General features: G+C 66.9%; 16 protein-coding genes. 6 read left to right on the top strand and 10 right to left on the bottom strand.

What is annotated here, in order from left to right; genetic code table 11:
• Positions 1 to 22: 22 nt before the first annotated feature.
• On the bottom strand, positions 23 to 2,203 hold the full coding sequence (locus BMX17_RS10335) for a PAS domain S-box protein (protein ID WP_092659679.1): 2,181 nt from the start codon (positions 2,201 to 2,203) through the stop codon (positions 23 to 25).
• A 138-nt stretch (positions 2,204 to 2,341) separates the two neighbouring features.
• On the opposite strand from BMX17_RS10335, the gene BMX17_RS10340 reads away from it, so the two are divergent.
• Positions 2,342 to 2,866, top strand: a complete 525-nt coding sequence (locus BMX17_RS10340; protein ID WP_092659681.1) for a DUF8114 family protein — start codon at positions 2,342 to 2,344, stop codon at positions 2,864 to 2,866.
• Positions 2,866 to 3,600: an RNA methyltransferase gene (locus BMX17_RS10345; RefSeq protein WP_092659684.1), complete on the top strand. Its 735-nt coding sequence runs from the start codon at positions 2,866 to 2,868 to the stop codon at positions 3,598 to 3,600. The genes BMX17_RS10340 and BMX17_RS10345 overlap by 1 nt, the downstream gene beginning before the upstream one ends.
• Position 3,601: 1 nt before the next feature.
• Here the strand turns inward: BMX17_RS10345 and gatE are convergent, their stop codons facing one another.
• On the bottom strand, positions 3,602 to 5,479 hold the full coding sequence (gene gatE, locus BMX17_RS10350; RefSeq protein WP_092659686.1) for a Glu-tRNA(Gln) amidotransferase subunit GatE: 1,878 nt from the start codon (positions 5,477 to 5,479) through the stop codon (positions 3,602 to 3,604).
• 144 nt (positions 5,480 to 5,623) lie between these two features.
• On the opposite strand from gatE, the gene BMX17_RS10355 reads away from it, so the two are divergent.
• On the top strand, positions 5,624 to 6,196 hold the full coding sequence (locus BMX17_RS10355) for an SCP2 sterol-binding domain-containing protein (RefSeq protein WP_092659688.1): 573 nt from the start codon (positions 5,624 to 5,626) through the stop codon (positions 6,194 to 6,196).
• On the opposite strand, the gene BMX17_RS10360 is transcribed toward BMX17_RS10355, so the two are convergent.
• Together BMX17_RS10360 and BMX17_RS10365 are read right to left on the bottom strand one after the other, a co-directional pair.
• Positions 6,193 to 6,801, bottom strand: coding sequence for a hypothetical protein (locus BMX17_RS10360; RefSeq protein ID WP_092659690.1), 609 nt, complete (start codon positions 6,799 to 6,801; stop codon positions 6,193 to 6,195). The two genes, BMX17_RS10355 and BMX17_RS10360, sit on opposite strands and share 4 nt — an antisense overlap.
• Positions 6,802 to 6,862: 61 nt before the next feature.
• Positions 6,863 to 8,605: a sensor histidine kinase gene (locus tag BMX17_RS10365; RefSeq protein WP_092659692.1), complete on the bottom strand. Its 1,743-nt coding sequence runs from the start codon at positions 8,603 to 8,605 to the stop codon at positions 6,863 to 6,865.
• 314 nt (positions 8,606 to 8,919) lie between these two features.
• Between BMX17_RS10365 and BMX17_RS10370 the strand changes: the two genes are divergently transcribed.
• Together BMX17_RS10370 and BMX17_RS10375 are read left to right on the top strand one after the other, a co-directional pair.
• Positions 8,920 to 9,705 (top strand): zinc-ribbon domain-containing protein, encoded by a 786-nt coding sequence (locus BMX17_RS10370; RefSeq protein WP_092659695.1) that lies wholly within the window; start codon positions 8,920 to 8,922, stop codon positions 9,703 to 9,705.
• Positions 9,706 to 9,710: 5 nt separating this feature from the next.
• Positions 9,711 to 10,283 carry a zinc ribbon domain-containing protein gene (locus tag BMX17_RS10375; protein ID WP_092659697.1) on the top strand — a complete coding sequence of 191 codons (573 nt, stop codon included), beginning with the start codon at positions 9,711 to 9,713 and terminating at the stop codon, positions 10,281 to 10,283.
• A gap of 89 nt (positions 10,284 to 10,372) precedes the next feature.
• On the opposite strand, the gene BMX17_RS10380 is transcribed toward BMX17_RS10375, so the two are convergent.
• From BMX17_RS10380 to BMX17_RS10405, 6 genes are all read right to left on the bottom strand, one after another.
• On the bottom strand, positions 10,373 to 11,785 hold the full coding sequence (locus BMX17_RS10380) for a class II fumarate hydratase (protein ID WP_092659700.1): 1,413 nt from the start codon (positions 11,783 to 11,785) through the stop codon (positions 10,373 to 10,375).
• 63 nt (positions 11,786 to 11,848) lie between these two features.
• Positions 11,849 to 13,450: a PH domain-containing protein gene (locus tag BMX17_RS10385; RefSeq protein WP_092659702.1), complete on the bottom strand. Its 1,602-nt coding sequence runs from the start codon at positions 13,448 to 13,450 to the stop codon at positions 11,849 to 11,851.
• The gene (locus tag BMX17_RS10390) at positions 13,447 to 13,908 is read right to left on the bottom strand and encodes a PH domain-containing protein (RefSeq protein ID WP_092659704.1); all 462 of its coding nucleotides are present in this window, start codon (positions 13,906 to 13,908) and stop codon (positions 13,447 to 13,449) included. Before BMX17_RS10390 ends, BMX17_RS10385 begins: the two co-directional genes overlap by 4 nt.
• Positions 13,909 to 13,987: 79 nt before the next feature.
• Entirely contained in the window at positions 13,988 to 14,590 is a 603-nt protein-coding gene (locus tag BMX17_RS10395) for a hypothetical protein (protein ID WP_092659706.1), read from the bottom strand.
• A gap of 82 nt (positions 14,591 to 14,672) precedes the next feature.
• Positions 14,673 to 15,653, bottom strand: a complete 981-nt coding sequence (gene fen / locus BMX17_RS10400; RefSeq protein WP_092659708.1) for a flap endonuclease-1 — start codon at positions 15,651 to 15,653, stop codon at positions 14,673 to 14,675.
• 50 nt (positions 15,654 to 15,703) lie between these two features.
• On the bottom strand, positions 15,704 to 16,249 hold the full coding sequence (locus tag BMX17_RS10405; protein ID WP_092659710.1) for a GNAT family N-acetyltransferase: 546 nt from the start codon (positions 16,247 to 16,249) through the stop codon (positions 15,704 to 15,706).
• A 72-nt stretch (positions 16,250 to 16,321) separates the two neighbouring features.
• Here BMX17_RS10405 and BMX17_RS10410 point away from each other — a divergent pair, with 72 nt between their 5' ends.
• Positions 16,322 to 16,903, top strand: coding sequence for a class I SAM-dependent methyltransferase (locus BMX17_RS10410; protein WP_092659712.1), 582 nt, complete (start codon positions 16,322 to 16,324; stop codon positions 16,901 to 16,903).
• Positions 16,904 to 16,905 lie beyond the last annotated feature (2 nt).

Below are 16,905 nucleotides of genomic sequence, written 5' to 3' on the forward strand. Positions count from 1 at the left end.
TTCGCGTCGGGTGACCCCGCCGTCAGTCCTGCTCCCATCGTTCGACGTCCGTGATCTCGAACCGCGCACCCCCCTCTGTGCCCGCCGTGGCCCTGATCTCCCATCCGTGAGCGTTGACGATCTCCTGGACGATGTTGAGCCCGAACCCGGTCCCCTGGTCGTCGGTCGTGTAGCCGTGTTCGAAGACGTCCTCGCGTTCCTCGGCCGGGATGCCCGGGCCGTCGTCTTCGACGTAGAACCCGTCAGAGAGCGTGCCGACCCGGACCGTCACGTCGCGGCCGCCGTGTTCGATCGCGTCATCGGACGAAGTCCGATTGCTCGTGGAACCGTGTTCCACGGCGTTCCGGAAGAGGTTCTCGAACAGCTGCTGGATGCGGCTGGTATCGACCGAGATGGTCCGGTCGGTGTCGACGATCAGTTCGGCGTTACCCGTCTCGACGCTCCCCCAACAGCTCTCGGCGAGCGGTGCCAAATCGACCGGCTCCCTGTCCTCGACCTGCTTGCCGTGTCGAGCGATGGCGAGGACGTCCTCGATCAGTTCCTCCATGCGGACGAGTTGCTCGTCGATGACGGCGAGGTGGTCACAGTCGTCGGCCTGGCGGGCGAGTTCCAGCCGGGACTGGGCCGCGTTGAGCGGGTTGCGTAGATCGTGCGTGACGATGCTCGCGAACTGTTCGAGTTGCTCGTTCTTTCGCTCCAGTTCGCGTTCGCGCTGGCGGCGGTCCGTCACGTCCTGGAGGATCCCGTCGATATAGACGTCGTCGTCCTCTTCGGTCAGTATCGCCGTGAGCGTTACGTCGATGCGCTCGCCCGAGAGCGTCCGCTGTTCGACCTCGAACCCGGTGACCCGTCTCTCCTCCTGGAGCCGTTCTCTGAACTCGACGCGGTCGTCGGTGTCGGCGTAGAAGCTGGCGACGCTTTTCTCCAGCAGTTCCGACTTCGAGTAGGCGTCGTAGAGCGACACGAGCGTCGAGTTCACTTCGACGAACTCGCCGCCCGAATCGGCCGTGGTCCGGTAGACGCCGACCGGCAGGTTCTCGATGATGTTCTCGTAGCGCTGGAGCCGCCGCTCGTACGCCTTCCGCTGGGTCACGTCCGTGTTGATCGCGACGAACCGATCGATGGTTCCCGTCTCGTCTTCGACTGGTGCGACGGTCTGCTCGACCACGTACCGCTCGCCGTCGCGGCGCTCGTTTATGACCTCCCCCTTCCAGACGTTCCCCGAGAGGATCGTGTTCCAGAGCCCGGCGTAGAACTCCGGTCTGTGTTCGCCGGAGCTGAGGATGTTGGGATTCTGACCGACTGCGTCAGCCCGATCGTAGCCCGTCGATTCCTCGAACGCGGGGTTGACGTACTCGATGGCCCCGTCCGTGTCGGTGATGTAGATCGAGTGGCCGGCCTGCTCCACGGCCTGCCGGAACCGCCGGAGTTGCCGTTCTTTCCGCTTTCGCTCGGTCACGTCGGTCAGGGTCACGACGAGGCCCTGGATCACGGAGTCGGCCACCCGATTGCGACACCGGCACTCGACCCACCGTTGGTCGCTGTCGTCCGGCCGAACCCGGAACTCGCCGGTCACCGTCCGGTCCGGGTTGGCGAGCGCGGCCTCGAACAGGTCACGAACCGGGTCGGTATCGGCGGGAGCGACCGCTCGCAACGCGTCGTCACCGACGACGTCCGACGGTTCACAGCCGAATACCCGCCTCGTGGACTCGTTGGCGTAGGTGATCGTCCGCGACTCGCCGACGACCCAGATCGCGTCCGTCGTCTCGGAGAGGAGGGCCGCTGCCAACTCGTCCCGCTCGGCCGCCGCCCGTTCCCCGTTCCTCGTGATACTCTCGCGGACGCGCTTTGCCGCCGTCGCGTACGGTTCCGGGTCGGCATCCACGAGCACGTACTCGGTCGCGCTGTCGTCGCGCAACTCCGCCATCACCGCTGTCTCGTCGTCGCTGACCAGCGCCACGAACGGGAGCGTCGGTGCCCGCTCACGAGTGGCGTCGCGGAGGCTCCGTGCGTCGCCGTCCGGTAACTCAGCGTCACAGACGACACAGTCGAACGGCTCAGCCGACAGTCTGTCGAGGGCGTCCTCTCTCGTCCGTTCCCCGGCGATGTCGAGAGCTTCAGAACTGAGATGCCCGACGAGTTCCGGTACGAGCCGCTCGTCGCTCCCGACGTAGAGGACGCTGAAACTCGATGCTCCGGGCATAAATCTCAAGTCAGTTGTCTCACGTTTGGTCCATCCTTTCAAATACCACTCGGTCTCTCTCTCAGATTCGAGAACTGGACTGGCCCCCAGCCGGCCCGAGTCGCGCGCTTTTTGGTCGGCAAACGAGTAGGCACGTCCATGGGCAAGGTCAACATCGGGCTGCGCGGCTGGCGGTTCGACGAGGAGGAAGTCTTCGACGAGGACGGCGATCTCATGCCGCTTGGCACCCTCGAACCCGAGACGCGCGACCGGATCGTTCGCCTCTCGACGATGATGGGCGAGCCGTGTGACGCCTGCTATCTGATCCACGGCGACGAGAACATCCAGCAGTGCAACGTCGCCCGCATCGTCTACGGCGAACCACTCGGGGAAGTGTTGCTCTGTCCCGAACACGAGGCGGACTTCCTCTACTGGTTCCGCGAGGAAGGGGGCAAACGCTACGCTGGCGACACCGAGCTGGAGGACGCGTTCCACGCCTGGTTCGACGACGGCGGGCGCGCCCCCGAGGGCTACGGCGGCATCGACCACGTCGACACCGACGCCGACGACATCCCGGCTCCGGACCCGACCGAGGAACTCCCCACGCTCGAAGAGGAACTGGAGAAACTGGACGACGAGAAACTCGACGATCTGGGTGTCGACCTCAGCGACCTCGATCTCTGATGGTTGCCGTCGCCGTCGTCGACGCGACCGAACCCGGGAACGTCGGCACCATCGCCCGTTCGATGAAGAACTTCGGGCTCTCGGACCTCCTCCTCGTGAATCCGCCCGAACTCGACCCCGAGGGCGAGGCCTACGGCTTCGCCGGCCAGGCACGCGAGGACGTGCTTCCCGAGGCTCGCGAACTCACGTTCGACGAACTCGTCGCCGAGTACCACACTGTTGGCACGACCGCGGTGACCAACGAGGACGCGACCAAACACGTTCGCTATCCGTTCCAGACGCCCGCCGAACTGGCCGAGGACCTCGCCGGAATCGAGGCCGAGACGGCCGTCGTCTTCGGCCGCGAGCGCGTCGGCCTCACCAACGACGAACTGGCCCGAATGGATCAGGTGTGTTCGATCCCTGCCAGCGCCGACTACCCCGTGCTGAATCTGGGACAGGCCGCGAACATCGTCTGCTACGAACTCCGTGACCTGACCGTCGAGGAAACCCAGCATCCCGACGAGCGCCACGAGCGCGCCGACCAGCAGGCCGTCGAGGGACTCAACGAGCAGTTCGGGGAGTTTCTGGAGGACATCGGCCATCCGGAAGAGAAACGGCCGAAGGCAAAGCGGCTCTGGCGGCGGTTCGTCGGCCGCGCACATCCCACGGGCCGGGAAGCTCGCACCCTGCGGGGAATCTTCCGGCGAGCGGGACAGCGGATCGAGCGGGCGGAAAACGACGATACCGAGTAGCTTAGGCCCGTTTCTGGATCTCCTCCCGCAGAACCTCACTCACGAGGTCGCCGTCTGCCTGTCCGCGGAGCGCGCCCATACACTCGCCCATTAGGCCGGAGAACGCGCCCATCCCCTCCTGTTCGACCTGATCTGCGTTGCGCTCCACGACCTCGACGACGGCCTCCCGCACTTCGTCCTCGTCGGCGCTACCCAGGTCTTCCTGCTCGGCGGCCTCGGCCGCGGTCAACTCGGGGCTCTCCGCCAGCGCGGTCAGCAGGTCGGGGACACCCTCCTTGGCGAGTTCGCCCTCGGCGAGCAGGTCGAACACGCCCCGGAAGTGGTCGTCGGTCAGGTGCTCGACGGGCACGTCGTCCCGCCGGAGTTCGGTCACGTCGGATTCGACCGTGCGGGCCGCGAGGTTCGGGTCGACGCCGGTCTCGACGGCCGCCTCGAACAGCGCCCAGCGCCGGCCGTAGGCCACCTGCTCGGCGACGCCCTCGCCGAGGTCGAACGCCTCGGTATAGCGCTCGACCTTCTCGGTAAGCAACTCGGGCGTCTCGACCTCGGTCGGGTCGGGTTCGACCGGCGGCACGTCCGTCTCGGGGTACATCCGCGCCGCACCCGGGAGCGGACGGAGGTAGCGAGAGGTCCCGTCCTCGTTCGCGTCGCGAGTCTCCTCGGGCACGCCCGCCATCGCCGTTTCGGCCCGCTCGGCGACGGCCTCGATGGCCAGCTCGGCGGTCTCGGGATCGTCCGCGACGATGGCCACCGCGTCCTCCGGGCCGGCGTCGACGGCTTCTCGGAGGGCTTCGACCTCTTTCTCGGTGACGCCGTAGGCCGGGAGTTCGTCGGTGTGGAAGATGCCGCCCGCGCCGTGGCGCTTGGCGTGGTCCGAGAACTCCGTCCCGAGTCGGCGGTCGGGCTGGATCTCCCGGCCGACGAGGCCGTCGAAGCCGTCCAGTCGAACGGCCTGCACGACGCCGCCGGAGTCGAGCGCGCCGCCGATGACGCCCGAGTCCGTCCCCTCGAACACCTCGGTCACGTCCTGCGGGTCGCCGACCGCGGCGTCCCGCTCCGCGAGTTCGTCGGCGATCTCGACGAGTTCGACCTGCCGGCGGACCTCGTTGCGCACCAGGTCGTCGATGTCGTCGAGGCTCTGGACGCCCTTCATCTCGATGCGTGCGCCCTCGGCGATGGAGACGTTCACGTCCTGGCGGATGGTGCCCAGGCCGCGCTTGACCTGGCCCGTCGAGCGCAGGAGCATCCCGATCCGTTTGGCCGCCTCCTTGGCCTGTTCGGGCGAGCGGATGTCGGGTTTCGTGCCGATCTCGACGAGCGGAATCCCGAGCCGGTCGAGGCTGAACCGCACCCCCGAATCGGTCTCTGCGACGCGCTGGCAGGACTCCTCCTCCAGCAGCATATCCTCGATCCCGACCGGCCCCTCGGAGGTCTCGATCTGCCCGTCGTTTGCCACCATCATCGACCGCTGGAAGCCCGTCGTGTTCGAACCGTCGACGACGATCTTGCGCATGACGTTGACCTGATCGACGACGTGCATATCCAGGAGCTGAGCGATCTCCAGACTCGTCGCCAGCGCTTCCTCGTCGACGCGGTGGGGCGGTTCGTCGTCTTCCTCGACCAGACAGGTCGTGTCGTAGGCCAGATACTCGAACTCGCGTTCGACCTGGCTCTCTTCGAGGGCGGCCTCGTCGATCTCGCCGAGTTCGGACTTGGTGGGGTGGAGATAGCGGGTGAACCGACGGGTGGACTCCTCGGGCTCGCGGAGCTCTGTCGGACAGGCACAGAACAGCTTCGTCTCGGTGTCGAGTTGCTGGTGGATCTCCAGGCCGGCCACCAGCCCCAGTTCCTCGTAGTCGAAGGCGTCCGCGTCAGTCATTGCCCGAACCTGCGAGGCCGGCGGTCAAAAAACGCACCCTTCCGGTCAGTCCGTACCCGACCGTCGACCGCGTGGAGGGCACACGCATAAATCGCCTCGGAACCGACGAGACAACCACTTTCGGGTCGGTCGTGAACGGGAACCATGACCGACACCGAGGAACTCGCCGCGGAGGTCGAGCGCGTGCTCGAACTGCCGACCGACGAACTCACAGAGGAACTGCCCGCCGTTCTGGACGACCTCGAAGGCGAGGTCGAACTGCTGGCCCTGGAGAACCCGCTGTTGCTGTCCGACGTGATCGACCGCGTCGGCGACGTCGACGTTGCCGAGTTTGCCGCCGACAACCCCGAGACGGTCGACCAGTTCCAGGAACTCCAGTGGCAGGGCGTCGAACTGCTGGCCCAGTTCAGCCCCGACGTGCAACAGTCCATCGAGGAAGATACCACGGTGAACTTCGAGGCGACCGACGCCCCGATGGCAAGCCACCTCGAACTCGACGCCGGCGCGGGGTCGGTCTCGGGCGGCGCGGGTCTGGCCGACGAGCCCGATCTGGAGATCCGCGGGCCGGCCAACACGCTGACGGCGCTGACGACCGGCCAGCTCGATCCGGTTTCGGGCTACGAGGACGGCCAGTTCGAGATGGACGGCTCCGAAGCCACCGGCGACCAGCTGGCGACGACGATGGGGAAACTCGCGGAGAAACTGCCCGACAACTAGAACGGCGCGCGGTAGATCCGGAACGTACAGCCACAGTAGTTCTCGCCGGGACACTCCGGGCAGTCACGGCCCTCGCCGTAGTACTCGTCGTACTCGGCGACCAGCTCGCCGTAGGTCTCGACCAGCGCGAGGTTCGCCGAGTTGTGCTCCCGGACCCACGCGACGGCGATGGCCTCGTCGACGCGGTCGTCCTCGACGAACGTCTCGCCGATGGCGCGCAGGCCCAGTTCCGTCCCGATCCGCCGGTCGCGCGCACTCGGTTTCACGACCAGCGATTTGAACATCCCGACGGGGCAGTCCTCGCGGTCGAACAACTCCCCGACCGGGACCTGCAACTCGGCGTCGAGTTCCTCGTAGGTGTGAACGCAGGTCAACGTGAAGCCCAGAACCTCCCGCCCGATCTCCGCGTCGTCTTGTGTTTCGAGTTCTCGGTACACCACGTCGTCTCCGTCGGCGATAGCGACCCAGAGGTGTCGGTCGGCGAGGTCGACCTGCCGACGGAGGTCGTCGGCGGTCCACATCCCCTTCAGGAGTTCCGCGTCGCTGAGTTCGACGATCTGTTCGACAGCCGGCCCGTGCGTCGAGGTCTGCGTTTGATCCGTCACTCGTGCCCACCTACGTACGATTCCTTCACCAAGTCCAGGCGACTTAATTTTTCCCCGGCAACTAGTGGTTCGTTCCCGGGCCGACACTGGCGGCCACGTCGTCCGCCTGGGTCCGTTCGGTGTGGGGGAGTGACACGGCGACGGCACCGCCGTGGTTCGTCTCCGGGAAGGAGACGGTGCCGCCCGACAAATCGGTGATCCACTTGACGATCCACAGCCCCAGCCCGCTGCCGTGTTCCAGCGACGTTTCGTAGCCCTGTTCCAGCGCGGCCACGTCGGCGTCCGGAATCCCCGGGCCGTTGTCGACGACGAGCAGTCGGGCCCACGTCTGGCCGTCGCGTTCGTGCGTGTCGACGGTGACTCTGATCCAGGGACTCTCGTCGTCGTTGTGCTTGCAGGCGTTCTCGACCAGTTGAGTGACCGCCGTCGGGAGTGACTCGACGGCCAGTACGTTCGCTTCGTCCGGGACGGCGGTCTCGACGTCGACGGCCGGGAACTCCTCGGTCACCTCGTCGACGGTCTCGGTAACGACCGTTGATAAGTCGTGGACGGTTCGAGTTTCGTCGCCCGTTTCGAGGACGGTCGCGATCTCCCGTGCCTGGTCACTCAGGTCGGCCAACTCCCAGGACTTGGCGAGGATCCGGTCGGCGGCCGTCTCGATTTCCGTGTCGTCGGCTCGCTGGCTGATGACCTGCGCGTACCCGATGACGCTGGCCGTCCCGTTGCGGAGGTTGTGCCGGAGGACACGCATGAGGACGTTCAGTCGCTGCTCGCGCCGCCGCTGGGTGGTCACGTCCCGGAGACTCACCAGACGGCCGGCGACCAGGCCGTGCGCCCGGTGGAGTCTGGCGACGCGGACGTCGAAATCCCGGTCGATGCCGTCGACGGCGATCCGGACCGACCCCGGTGCGTCGGTGGCTCCCTCGCGCAACTCGGCGTGGAGCTCCGGGAGGACCGACGACAGGGGTTCACCCACGATGGAGTCCCGGCCGACGAGCCGTCGCGCCGAGGGGTTGGCGTCGACGATCCGGTCGTCGTCGTCGAGGACGAACACCCGGTCTTCCATCTCCGTGATGAGTTCTTCCCGGGCGATCTCCTTGGCCACGGGGACGATCTCCAGCAACCGCTGGCGGAAGATCGCGATTGCCAGGACGACGCCGGTGAACACGAACCCGACGTTCGTCTCGACGCCCGGGGGCAGGAGGCCGAGCAACCAGAGCGCGTTCGCCGCGAGCGGGCCACACACTGCGAGCAGGAGCGCGACGCTCTGATCCCGGTAGAGTTGGTCCGTGTTGACGACCAGTCGGGTAAGCAGGACCGCCCCTGCGAGAAAGAGCAGATAGGTGTACGCGATGTGGGCCTCGAAGAGCGGACCCGGGTCGTACCGGAGGACCTGCATCCCACCGGCTGGTTCGAGCGTGACCCCCGACCGGAGCAACGGGTCCGGATCGACGGCCCAGATTACGGCTGTGAACGCGACCGGCTCGGCCAACAACGCCGGGACACTCCACCGATTGACCCACTCCTCGTGGCCCGTATAGACCACCGCGAACCAGAGCCAGCACAGGACTGCCAGCGGTGCGAGCGACATCTGCAGGCGGCTCAACAGTAACTTGCCCTCGATCCCGGCGACCGCGACCGCGGCCAAGTCGAGCGCCGACCACAGGCTCGCGGTCCCCATCAGCGCCGCCAGCGGCACCGCACCGGCGACGCGCCGGTTTCGGAGCGAGAACACCGCCACGCCGATGCCCAGGACCGTCGACAGCGCCGTCAACACCGCGTGCGGACTGAACCACCAGACCATGTCGGTCTGTGAGACTCTTTAACGCCCGGCCAGAAAAGTATTACCCGGATGATACTTGTCACTCTAATTTATTCATTTATTGTCCCATGCGGGTGGGGTTCGGGCAGCGGAGTCGTCGTGTGTATGATTCCACGGCGCAAATTCGACTCGGGAGAGTTTCGTCACCTCACGGAACCGGAAACGTAGCACGGTCGAACAGTCGCCAGCGGTGGGCACGAACTTCTCCGCCCTGCTGTGATGGTGTGAATTCCAGCGTCGGTTTTGGTGCGTGAAACAGACCTCGATATTTTAGGATCTGACGGACACGTTCCAGTATGTCCGATCCGGATGCGGTATCCGGTGGCGATGCGGGGACGTCGTACTGCTGGGATTGCGGGGAACCGATCGGCCGCGAAGCGGCGTTCTGTCCGAACTGTGGCGCGGACCTGTCTGGGCCGTCCGACGACGATCGCGCCGGGCCGCCGGAGCGGAACGGGACCGCAACGTCGATGCCGGACTCGGATTGGTATCCGTATATCTTCGTCGGCATCGTCACGCTGACCGTCGGGCTGTTTTTCTACACAGCCACAGCGGCGGCCGCGCCGACGGAGACGAGTCGGGGCGGTGCAGTCGCGGTGGTGGTCACCTACACCGGAATCGGCGTCCTCCTGGTGTCGGTCTACAAGGATACGACACACGTCGCCCGACACAGCGACTGGTCGCCGAGACGCTGGTTCTGGACCATCGGCGCGTTCGTCGGGGCAGTGAACTACGTCGTCGTCGCGGTGTATGCAAGCCGTCGCTCGAACCGGACCGGCAAGTCGTGGGTGCCGCGGAACCCGCTCCGGGCCGCCAACGACGACCTCGTCAGTTTCGATCTCCCGCGGATATCGCTCACACTGCTCGTCTTTCTGTTTTACAACTGGGTGCTGTGGTTCGTCGCCCCCGATCTCGGGAGCGTGCTGGTCGGACTGGTTTCGATCTGGGAAGTCACTGGAACGACGGTCCTCGGCAGTTCGACGAGCTATACGATCACCGGCTACAGCCCGATCGGCGGCGTCGTCAGTCTGCTGGCGTCCTACGGGCTGATCTGGCTCGCAGCCACGAAATACGGAGGCTGATTCCGATGTACTGTCAGGAGTGTGGCACCGAAGCCGAGGCGTACCAGTCCTACTGTACGGCGTGCGGTGCGAAGCTTCACGACGGGGCGAGCGCCCGACCGACGGATTCGGAGGCCAACGCCGGAACTGGGGACGAGGACGCGGCGACGAGCGGAACGGACCCGGACCCGCGCGCCGACCCCACACCGGACGCCGATGCGGTCGAATCCGAACCGCACGATTCCGACGGCGAACCGCCGACTGCGGGGTCGGCAGGGGAGCTGGCGACCTCGGCGTTTTTCGGCTATCTGGGGATCGTGTTGCTCCGCGCCTCGGGCGTGAGCGCACTGGTTTTTGCCCCGGACGGTACGTCACTGGCCGCCGGCCCACTGCACGCCGCCGGTGTCTTCGTCTTCTACGAGGGGTTCCTCTTCGCCCTCGTGAGTCTGGCCGCGAGCGGGTATCTGACCGCCCGGCGATTCCTGAACCGGAGCGACCCCGCGGGACCCCTCGCGACGGTCGACCGGGTCGCATCGGTAGCGCTCTCGCTGTCGTCACTGCTCTACGCACTCGGCATCGGCGCGACGGTGCTGGGCTAAAGCGGGGACGCTCCCTGACGGTCGCGTCGCGCGACTCACGGGTCACCCCGTTCGAACGTTCGGCGCTTCTCGCTACGCCTGTCCGCCCGTCAGTCGTCCGCCGACAGGATGCCGGTCTCGGTCATCTTCATCGGGTCGAGCACGTCGTCGACCTCGTCCTCGTCGAGATAGCCCTCTTCGAGGACGACCTCCCGAATGGTTTTGCCGTCGGCCAACGCCTTCTTCGCGACCTTGCTGGCCTTGTCGTAGCCGATGGCGGGGTTCAGGGCCGTCGCCAGCGCCATGCTCTGCTGGACGCGCTCCTCGCAGTGCTCGGCGTCGGCCTCCAGTTTGTGGACGAACTTCTCGCCGAAGGTCTCGCTGGCGTTCGCGAGCAGTTTCGCCGACTGCAGGAAGTTGTGCGCCAGCACTGGCTTGTAGAGGTTGAGGTCGATCTGCCCCTCGGCCGCCCCCGCAGACACGGCGGCGTCGTTGCCGACGACCTGCTTGTGGACCTGATTGACCGCCTCGGCGACGACCGGGTTGATCTTCCCGGGCATGATCGAGGAGCCGGGCTGGTTCTCGGGCTGGTCGATCTCGCCGAGGCCGTTCCGGGGACCCGACGCGAGCAGGCGCAGGTCGTTGGCGATCTTGTTGAGCGAGCCCGCGATAGTCCGGAGCGCGCCGTGGGCCTCGTTCATCGCGTCGTGGGCGGCCTGGGCCTCGAAGTGGTTGTCGGCCTCGCGGAACTCCAGTCCGGTCTCCTCGCTCATGTACTCGGCGGCGAGTTCGGGGAACTCGGGGTGGGTGTTCAGTCCCGTCCCGGTGGCGGTCCCGCCGAGCGCGAGTTCGCCCAGGTGGTGTCGGGTGTCCTCGGCGCGGGTGATGCCCTTCTCGACCTGGGCGCGGTAGCCGCCGAACTCCTGACCCAGCGTGACGGGCGTGGCGTCCTGCAGGTGGGTCCGGCCGGTCTTGACCACGTCGGCGAACGCCTCCTCTTTGGCTTCGAGTTCGTCACGCAGAATCTCCAGTGCGGGGATGAGATCTTTCTGGACGGCTTCCATCGACGCGACGTGCATCGCGGTGGGGATCACGTCGTTGCTGGACTGGCCGAAGTTGACGTGGTCGTTGGGGTGGATCTCGCGGGTGCCGATCTCGCCGCCGTAGATCTCGGTCGCGCGATTCGAGATGACCTCGTTCGCGTTCATGTTCGAGGACGTGCCCGAACCGGTCTGGAACACGTCGACGGGGAACTGGTCATCGTGCTCGCCGGCGATGACCTCGTCGGCGGCCTCGATGATACAGTCGGCCTTGTCCTCGGGGACGGTCCCGAGGTCCCTGTTCGCCTGTGCCGCGGCCTTCTTGACGATTCCGAGTGCGCGGACGAACCGGCGACCGAAGGTCACGTCCGAGATCGGGAAGTTCTCCACGGCGCGCTGGGTCTGTGCGCCCCAGTAGGCGTCCGCCGGCACCTGCATCTCGCCGAGACTGTCCTGCTCCGTACGGTAGTCCTCGTCAGTCATGATCGTCCGAATCTCCGTCCGGAACGGTCCTAAAAGCATACGATCCGGACCGGGAACGGCCCGTCAGTTCCCGCCGCGCAGACTCGCCTGTAATCGGTCGCGGTTCAACTCGTAGAGGTCTCCGGCCACGTCGGCCTCGATGTCGTAGGCGGTGGCGTCCTGACGGCCCAGCAGTGAGGCAGTTGCGGTGTCGGCGGTCAGGTGGGCCAATTCGAGCCGGCGCTGGAAGACGGTCCGCTGTCGGATCACCGTCTGGAGTCGGTAGTAGGGGACGATCCGGGTCTTTCGGTTCCAGAACCCGTCCCGCACGACGAAGTGATCCTCGCCCACGCAGTAGCCGCGGTGTTTCCACTTCAGGTGGGCGGCCGGTGGCACGCCGACCAACAAGAGCAGCGGCAGATACCAGAGGTCGAACGCGGGGACGGCGACCGAGAGGCCGACCGTCAGTGCCGACAGGCCGAGGACGACCAGTCCGTACCGGACCCCGTAGCGGCGGCGGGCCCGCTTGGGCGAGCGGGTGAAGGACAACTCGTCGAACGGTTCGAGTTCCCGTGCCAGCGCCAGCGTGTGTTCCCGGCCGGCCAGCGGAATCGCCGACTGGGGCCCCTGGTCGCTCTGCCCGGGACTGTAGCCGGCCGTCTCGACCGTGAAGCCGGCGTAGCCCAGCGCGCGCATCAGGACGTTCTCCTGAATCGTCAGCGTCTGGATCTTGTCGGTCGGGATCGACCCGCTGTAGCGCTGGAGCAGGCCACGTTCGTAGACGAGATCCTCGCCCTGCCGGCCGAGCGTGAACCCGTAGTACTGCAGGAACGTGACGACGCTGCTGACCGCCCACATCGTCACGGCGGCGAAGGCCACGGCGAGCAGACCGACCAGGATCGCCAGGTCCGGCGTGCTGGTCAGCGCGTCGACCGGGGCCTCGATCCCGGTGAGGCTCGCGAACACGCCGACGATCAGATCCCCGACGATCGGAAAGCCAAAGAGGAGGAAGGCGACGGAGGCGAGCTGGAAGGAGGTGAGCGCGAGCACGAGCAGCTCGGTCGACCCGAGCTCGAACAGGGTCGTCTCGGGCTGGAGGTCCCCCTCCCGGGAGAGCCGGTCGGCGACCGCTTCGGGGTCGGCGTGGCGGGTCTCGGACGGGCCGGTGACCCCCTCGGCCGTCGCCTCGTCCGCTGTCTCGGCGGCCGCGGCCTCTCCGTCGGCCGTGCCCTCGTCGCGAGCACGGGCTCTGCGGTCGCGGATCTCGCGCTGGAGGCGACGGGCCTCGTCGGCGGCGACGAAGTTCAGCGTCGCCTCGGTCTCCGAGCCGCCGGCGGTCTCGATCTGGACGATGGCGACGCCGACGATCCGGTGGAAGATACTCTCGGTCACGTCGACGTTCTGGATGCGCCGATAGGGGATCTCCCGTTCCTGCCGGCCGATCACGCCCGAGTACACGTCGAACGTGTCCGGCGTGAGCGCGTACTCGAAGCGGTAGTAGTAGGCGACGCCGTACGCGACGCCCACGACGAACAGGAGGACGAACAGTCCAGCGATGAGGGCGAACGACCCGAGCAGTTCCGGAGCGGCAAACTGCCCGATCGCGGTCAGGAAGAACGCGAACGACGCCGCGACCAGTCCCCGCTGGAGGCTCCGCGTGACGGCACTCAGCGGGTGGAGTTTCATACCGCGTCCTCCGGTTCGCTCTCGATGGCCAGGTCACGGAGCCGGTTGCGAAGCTCGCGGGCCTGATCTGGTTTCAGACCGGGAATCGTCACGTCGGCACCCCGCGAGCCGGCGGTGTAGACGACGACCTGCCCGAGGCCGAGCAGGCGATCCAGCGGCCCCCGTTGGGTGTCGACGTGCTGGACCCGGACGTAGGGGACCGCGGTCTCGACGTTCGTGATGACGCCGCGTTGCAGTTCCAGCGCATCGTCGTCGAGCCGATAGCCCCAGCTCCGGTAGAGCAACTGGACGTAGACGATAGCGAGTACGAACAGGACCGCGGCGAAGCCCGGCCCGAGCAACGGCGAGAAGCCGAGGACGAACCGGTCGATGGCGTAGACGATTGCCCCGAGAATCGCTGCGACGACCAGGGCGACGAGTACCCACCGAACCCGAACGCGCGACTGGAGGGCGTTCATACCCGTCAGTTCGGCGGCGGATCCGAAAGCGTTCCGGAAGGTCCTCGGTCGGGGCCATTCTCGCCACGGCCGATCACGTTCAACTGGACAGGTTCCGGTTGTAGGCTTCACTGGCGTTCAGTGCGTGCTCCCACGTGCTCTCGTTCATCGACGGCGGTCTGGTTACCTCGCCGGTCATCCACCCGCCACCGCCCCGGCGGGTCCTGTAGGTCATCTCCTTGAGGAAGCCGTCGTGGGTCACCAGGACGGTGTACTCCTGAGCCCGGGGAATGGCGACAGTAACGTTGTACCGGACCTCCAGATAACAGTCCGCGGTCCGGTTGCCCGGCGAGCGCTGGAGGTTCAGCCGATAGCGGTTCTCCCCGATCTCGTCGACCTGCGCGGTCACCTCGCTGTCGGCGGCCGCGACCGGGATCGTCCCGTTCAGACTGAGGTACGTGGTCCCCCCTGCCGTCCGCTGGGCCTCCGACCCGGACTGGCGCTGGTGGGTCCCGCAGGCCGCGTCGCTCGTTTCGATGTTCGTTACGTTCGCCACGGACCCTTCCCCTTCACCGGCGGAGAAGTCGGAGACGGCCACGGCGAAGCCGAGTACCAGAAACAGGACGAGGAGCGCACCGACGACGACGAGGGCGGCGTGCCGGCTCGACCGCCCGTCGTCGAGCAGGTTCGAGTCGATCGGCATCTACTGTGACGGCGTCCCCGACCCGTAAATAGATGCCCGTCGCTGACACGAGTTCGTGGCCCGTGTCCCGGCCGTGATCCCGTCACGTCCACCGATCCAGCCCGGTCTGGACCGTCGCGTCCGCGATCCGCTCGAACCCGCGTTCGACCTCGTCGGCCGCGACGCCCCACTCGTCGACGACGAACGCTTTCGCCGCGTCCACGTCCGGTTCGAGCTCCGTGTCGAAGGCCACGTCGTCGGCGACCGGCGGATCGAGGAAGAGGTTCCGGATGCGGTCGACGTTCTCGACGGACACGTCGCGGGCCTCGAAGACGCCCCAGATGTCGCCGTGCTCGCGGACCGTCTTTACCGCCGTCTTGGGGCCGATCCCGGTGACGCCCTCGTTGAAGTCGGTCCCACAGAGGATCCCCACGTCGACCAGTTGCTCCCACGTGAGGTCGTGTTCGGAAAGCGTCGCGTCCAGATCCATGCACTCGGGGTCGCCCTTCGAGGTGAGCTGTCGCAGCGTCAGCGGCGAGCCAAAGAGCAGGGCGTCGTAGTCCTCGGTGCCGGCGTAGTCCACGGTTCCGGCGCGGGCCATCCGTGCGGCCTGAGCCTCCCCCTCGGCGGGGGCGTCGACGACTGGCACGTCGAGCAGGGCGAGCAGTTCGCGCGTGGTGTCGACGATGGTGTCGGTGAGCCGCTGGGTCCGTGAGTCGAGTTTGGCGACCTCGACGGAATCACCCGCCTCGCGGGCTTGCTCCAACTGCTCCTCGTACTTCTCGCGCTGTTCGCGGCGTTGCTCGACTTCCGCTTCTTTGAGATCCGTCACGCCGCCGTCGAAGACGAACACCGGCGTCACGTCGTGTTCGAGGAACTTCGGAAGGCCCTGCACGACGCCGATCAGGTTGGCGACCTCCTCGCCGTCCGCGGTCGTGTACGCCGCGTCGCGGGTGAACTTGACCGTCGTCGTCAGATACCGGTACAGCCAGTTGTGGGCGTCGACGGCCACGACCGATCCCGCGAGATCGTCGTAGGCCACCTCCTCGATGACCGCGAGATCGCGCAGATCTGCGTTTCCCATTACCTCCTGCTAGCGGCGGCCGCCGCTTGAATCTCCCGACCCGACCCCGGTCAGGCGTCGTCGGCGGGAACCGACCGAATCGTCGTCGGTGGATCGCTATCCCGGCGCTCGCGCAGGAACTCGCGTTCGGCCTCCGAGAGGTCCCGCTGGCGGTACACGTCGAGACCGGCCTGGTAAGACTCCCGGGTCCGCTCGCCGGGCCAGATCATCACCAGTTCGGCGATGCCGGTCTCCTCGCCGGTGAAGGCGAAGCCGGCCTTCGAGAGGGCCTCGAAGGCGAAGGGGTTGTTGACGGCGATCCGAACTTGCCCGTAGCCGCGCTCGCGAGCGTGTTCGGCGGCGAACCGGCAGAGGCGCGGGCCGATCCCGTCGCCGCGGTGGTCCTCCCGGACGGTGACGTAGCGCAGCCAGAGGGTGTCGGCGTCGGTGCGGTCCTCGTTGAACGCGACGGCGGCGAGGATCTCGTCGGCTTCGCTCCCGCGGACGACTGCCTTGCCGGTCGCCGACATGACGAACTTCCCGGCGTAACTGAACCGCCGGTAGTCCAGCCGGAAGGTCGGTCCGTCCGGGGGCCACCCCAGCAACGCGTACTCCATGGTCGATCCAACGGGCGGGACCCGCTTTACTTCGGGGGAACGACTGAGGGGGTCGGGCCCGATGAGCGTGGTATGGCATCCGACACCCGGACCGGCGACGTGGGGATCTTCGATCGTTTCGCCCGACTGTACGATCTGAAACCGGCTACGCGCCGGGCGAAACTCGCGCCCGCGCTCGAACTGGCCGATCGCGATGTTCAGCGCGTCCTCGACGTTGGGGGCGGGACCGGACAGGGCGTCCGGGCGCTGGACGTGCCCGAGGGCGTCGTCGTCGACGCCGCACTGGGGATGCTCGCGAAGGCACGGGACCACGGCGTCGCCGGGGTTCGCGGGGACGCGACGCGGCTCCCCGTCGCGGACGAGTCCGTCGACGCCGTGTTGATCCTCGACGCCTTGCACCACATGGCCCGGCCCGAAGCGGTCGTCGAGGAGGCCGCGCGCGTCCTCAGACCCGGGGGCGTACTGGTCTGTCTGGAGTTCGACCCGACGACGGTTCTGGGCCGGGCACTCGTCGCTGGCGAACACCTGTTCGGGTTCGACTCCCGGTTTTTCACCGCGGGCGATCTGGCCGCGGTGGTTCGGGCGGCGGGCCTCTCGGCGTCGATTCCCCGGACTGGCTTCGAGTACACCGTCGCGGGCGTCAAGCGGTTCTGAGC

Origin of the sequence: Halorientalis persicus (assembly GCF_900110215.1) — an archaeon.
GTDB lineage: Archaea > Halobacteriota > Halobacteria > Halobacteriales > Haloarculaceae > Halorientalis > Halorientalis persica.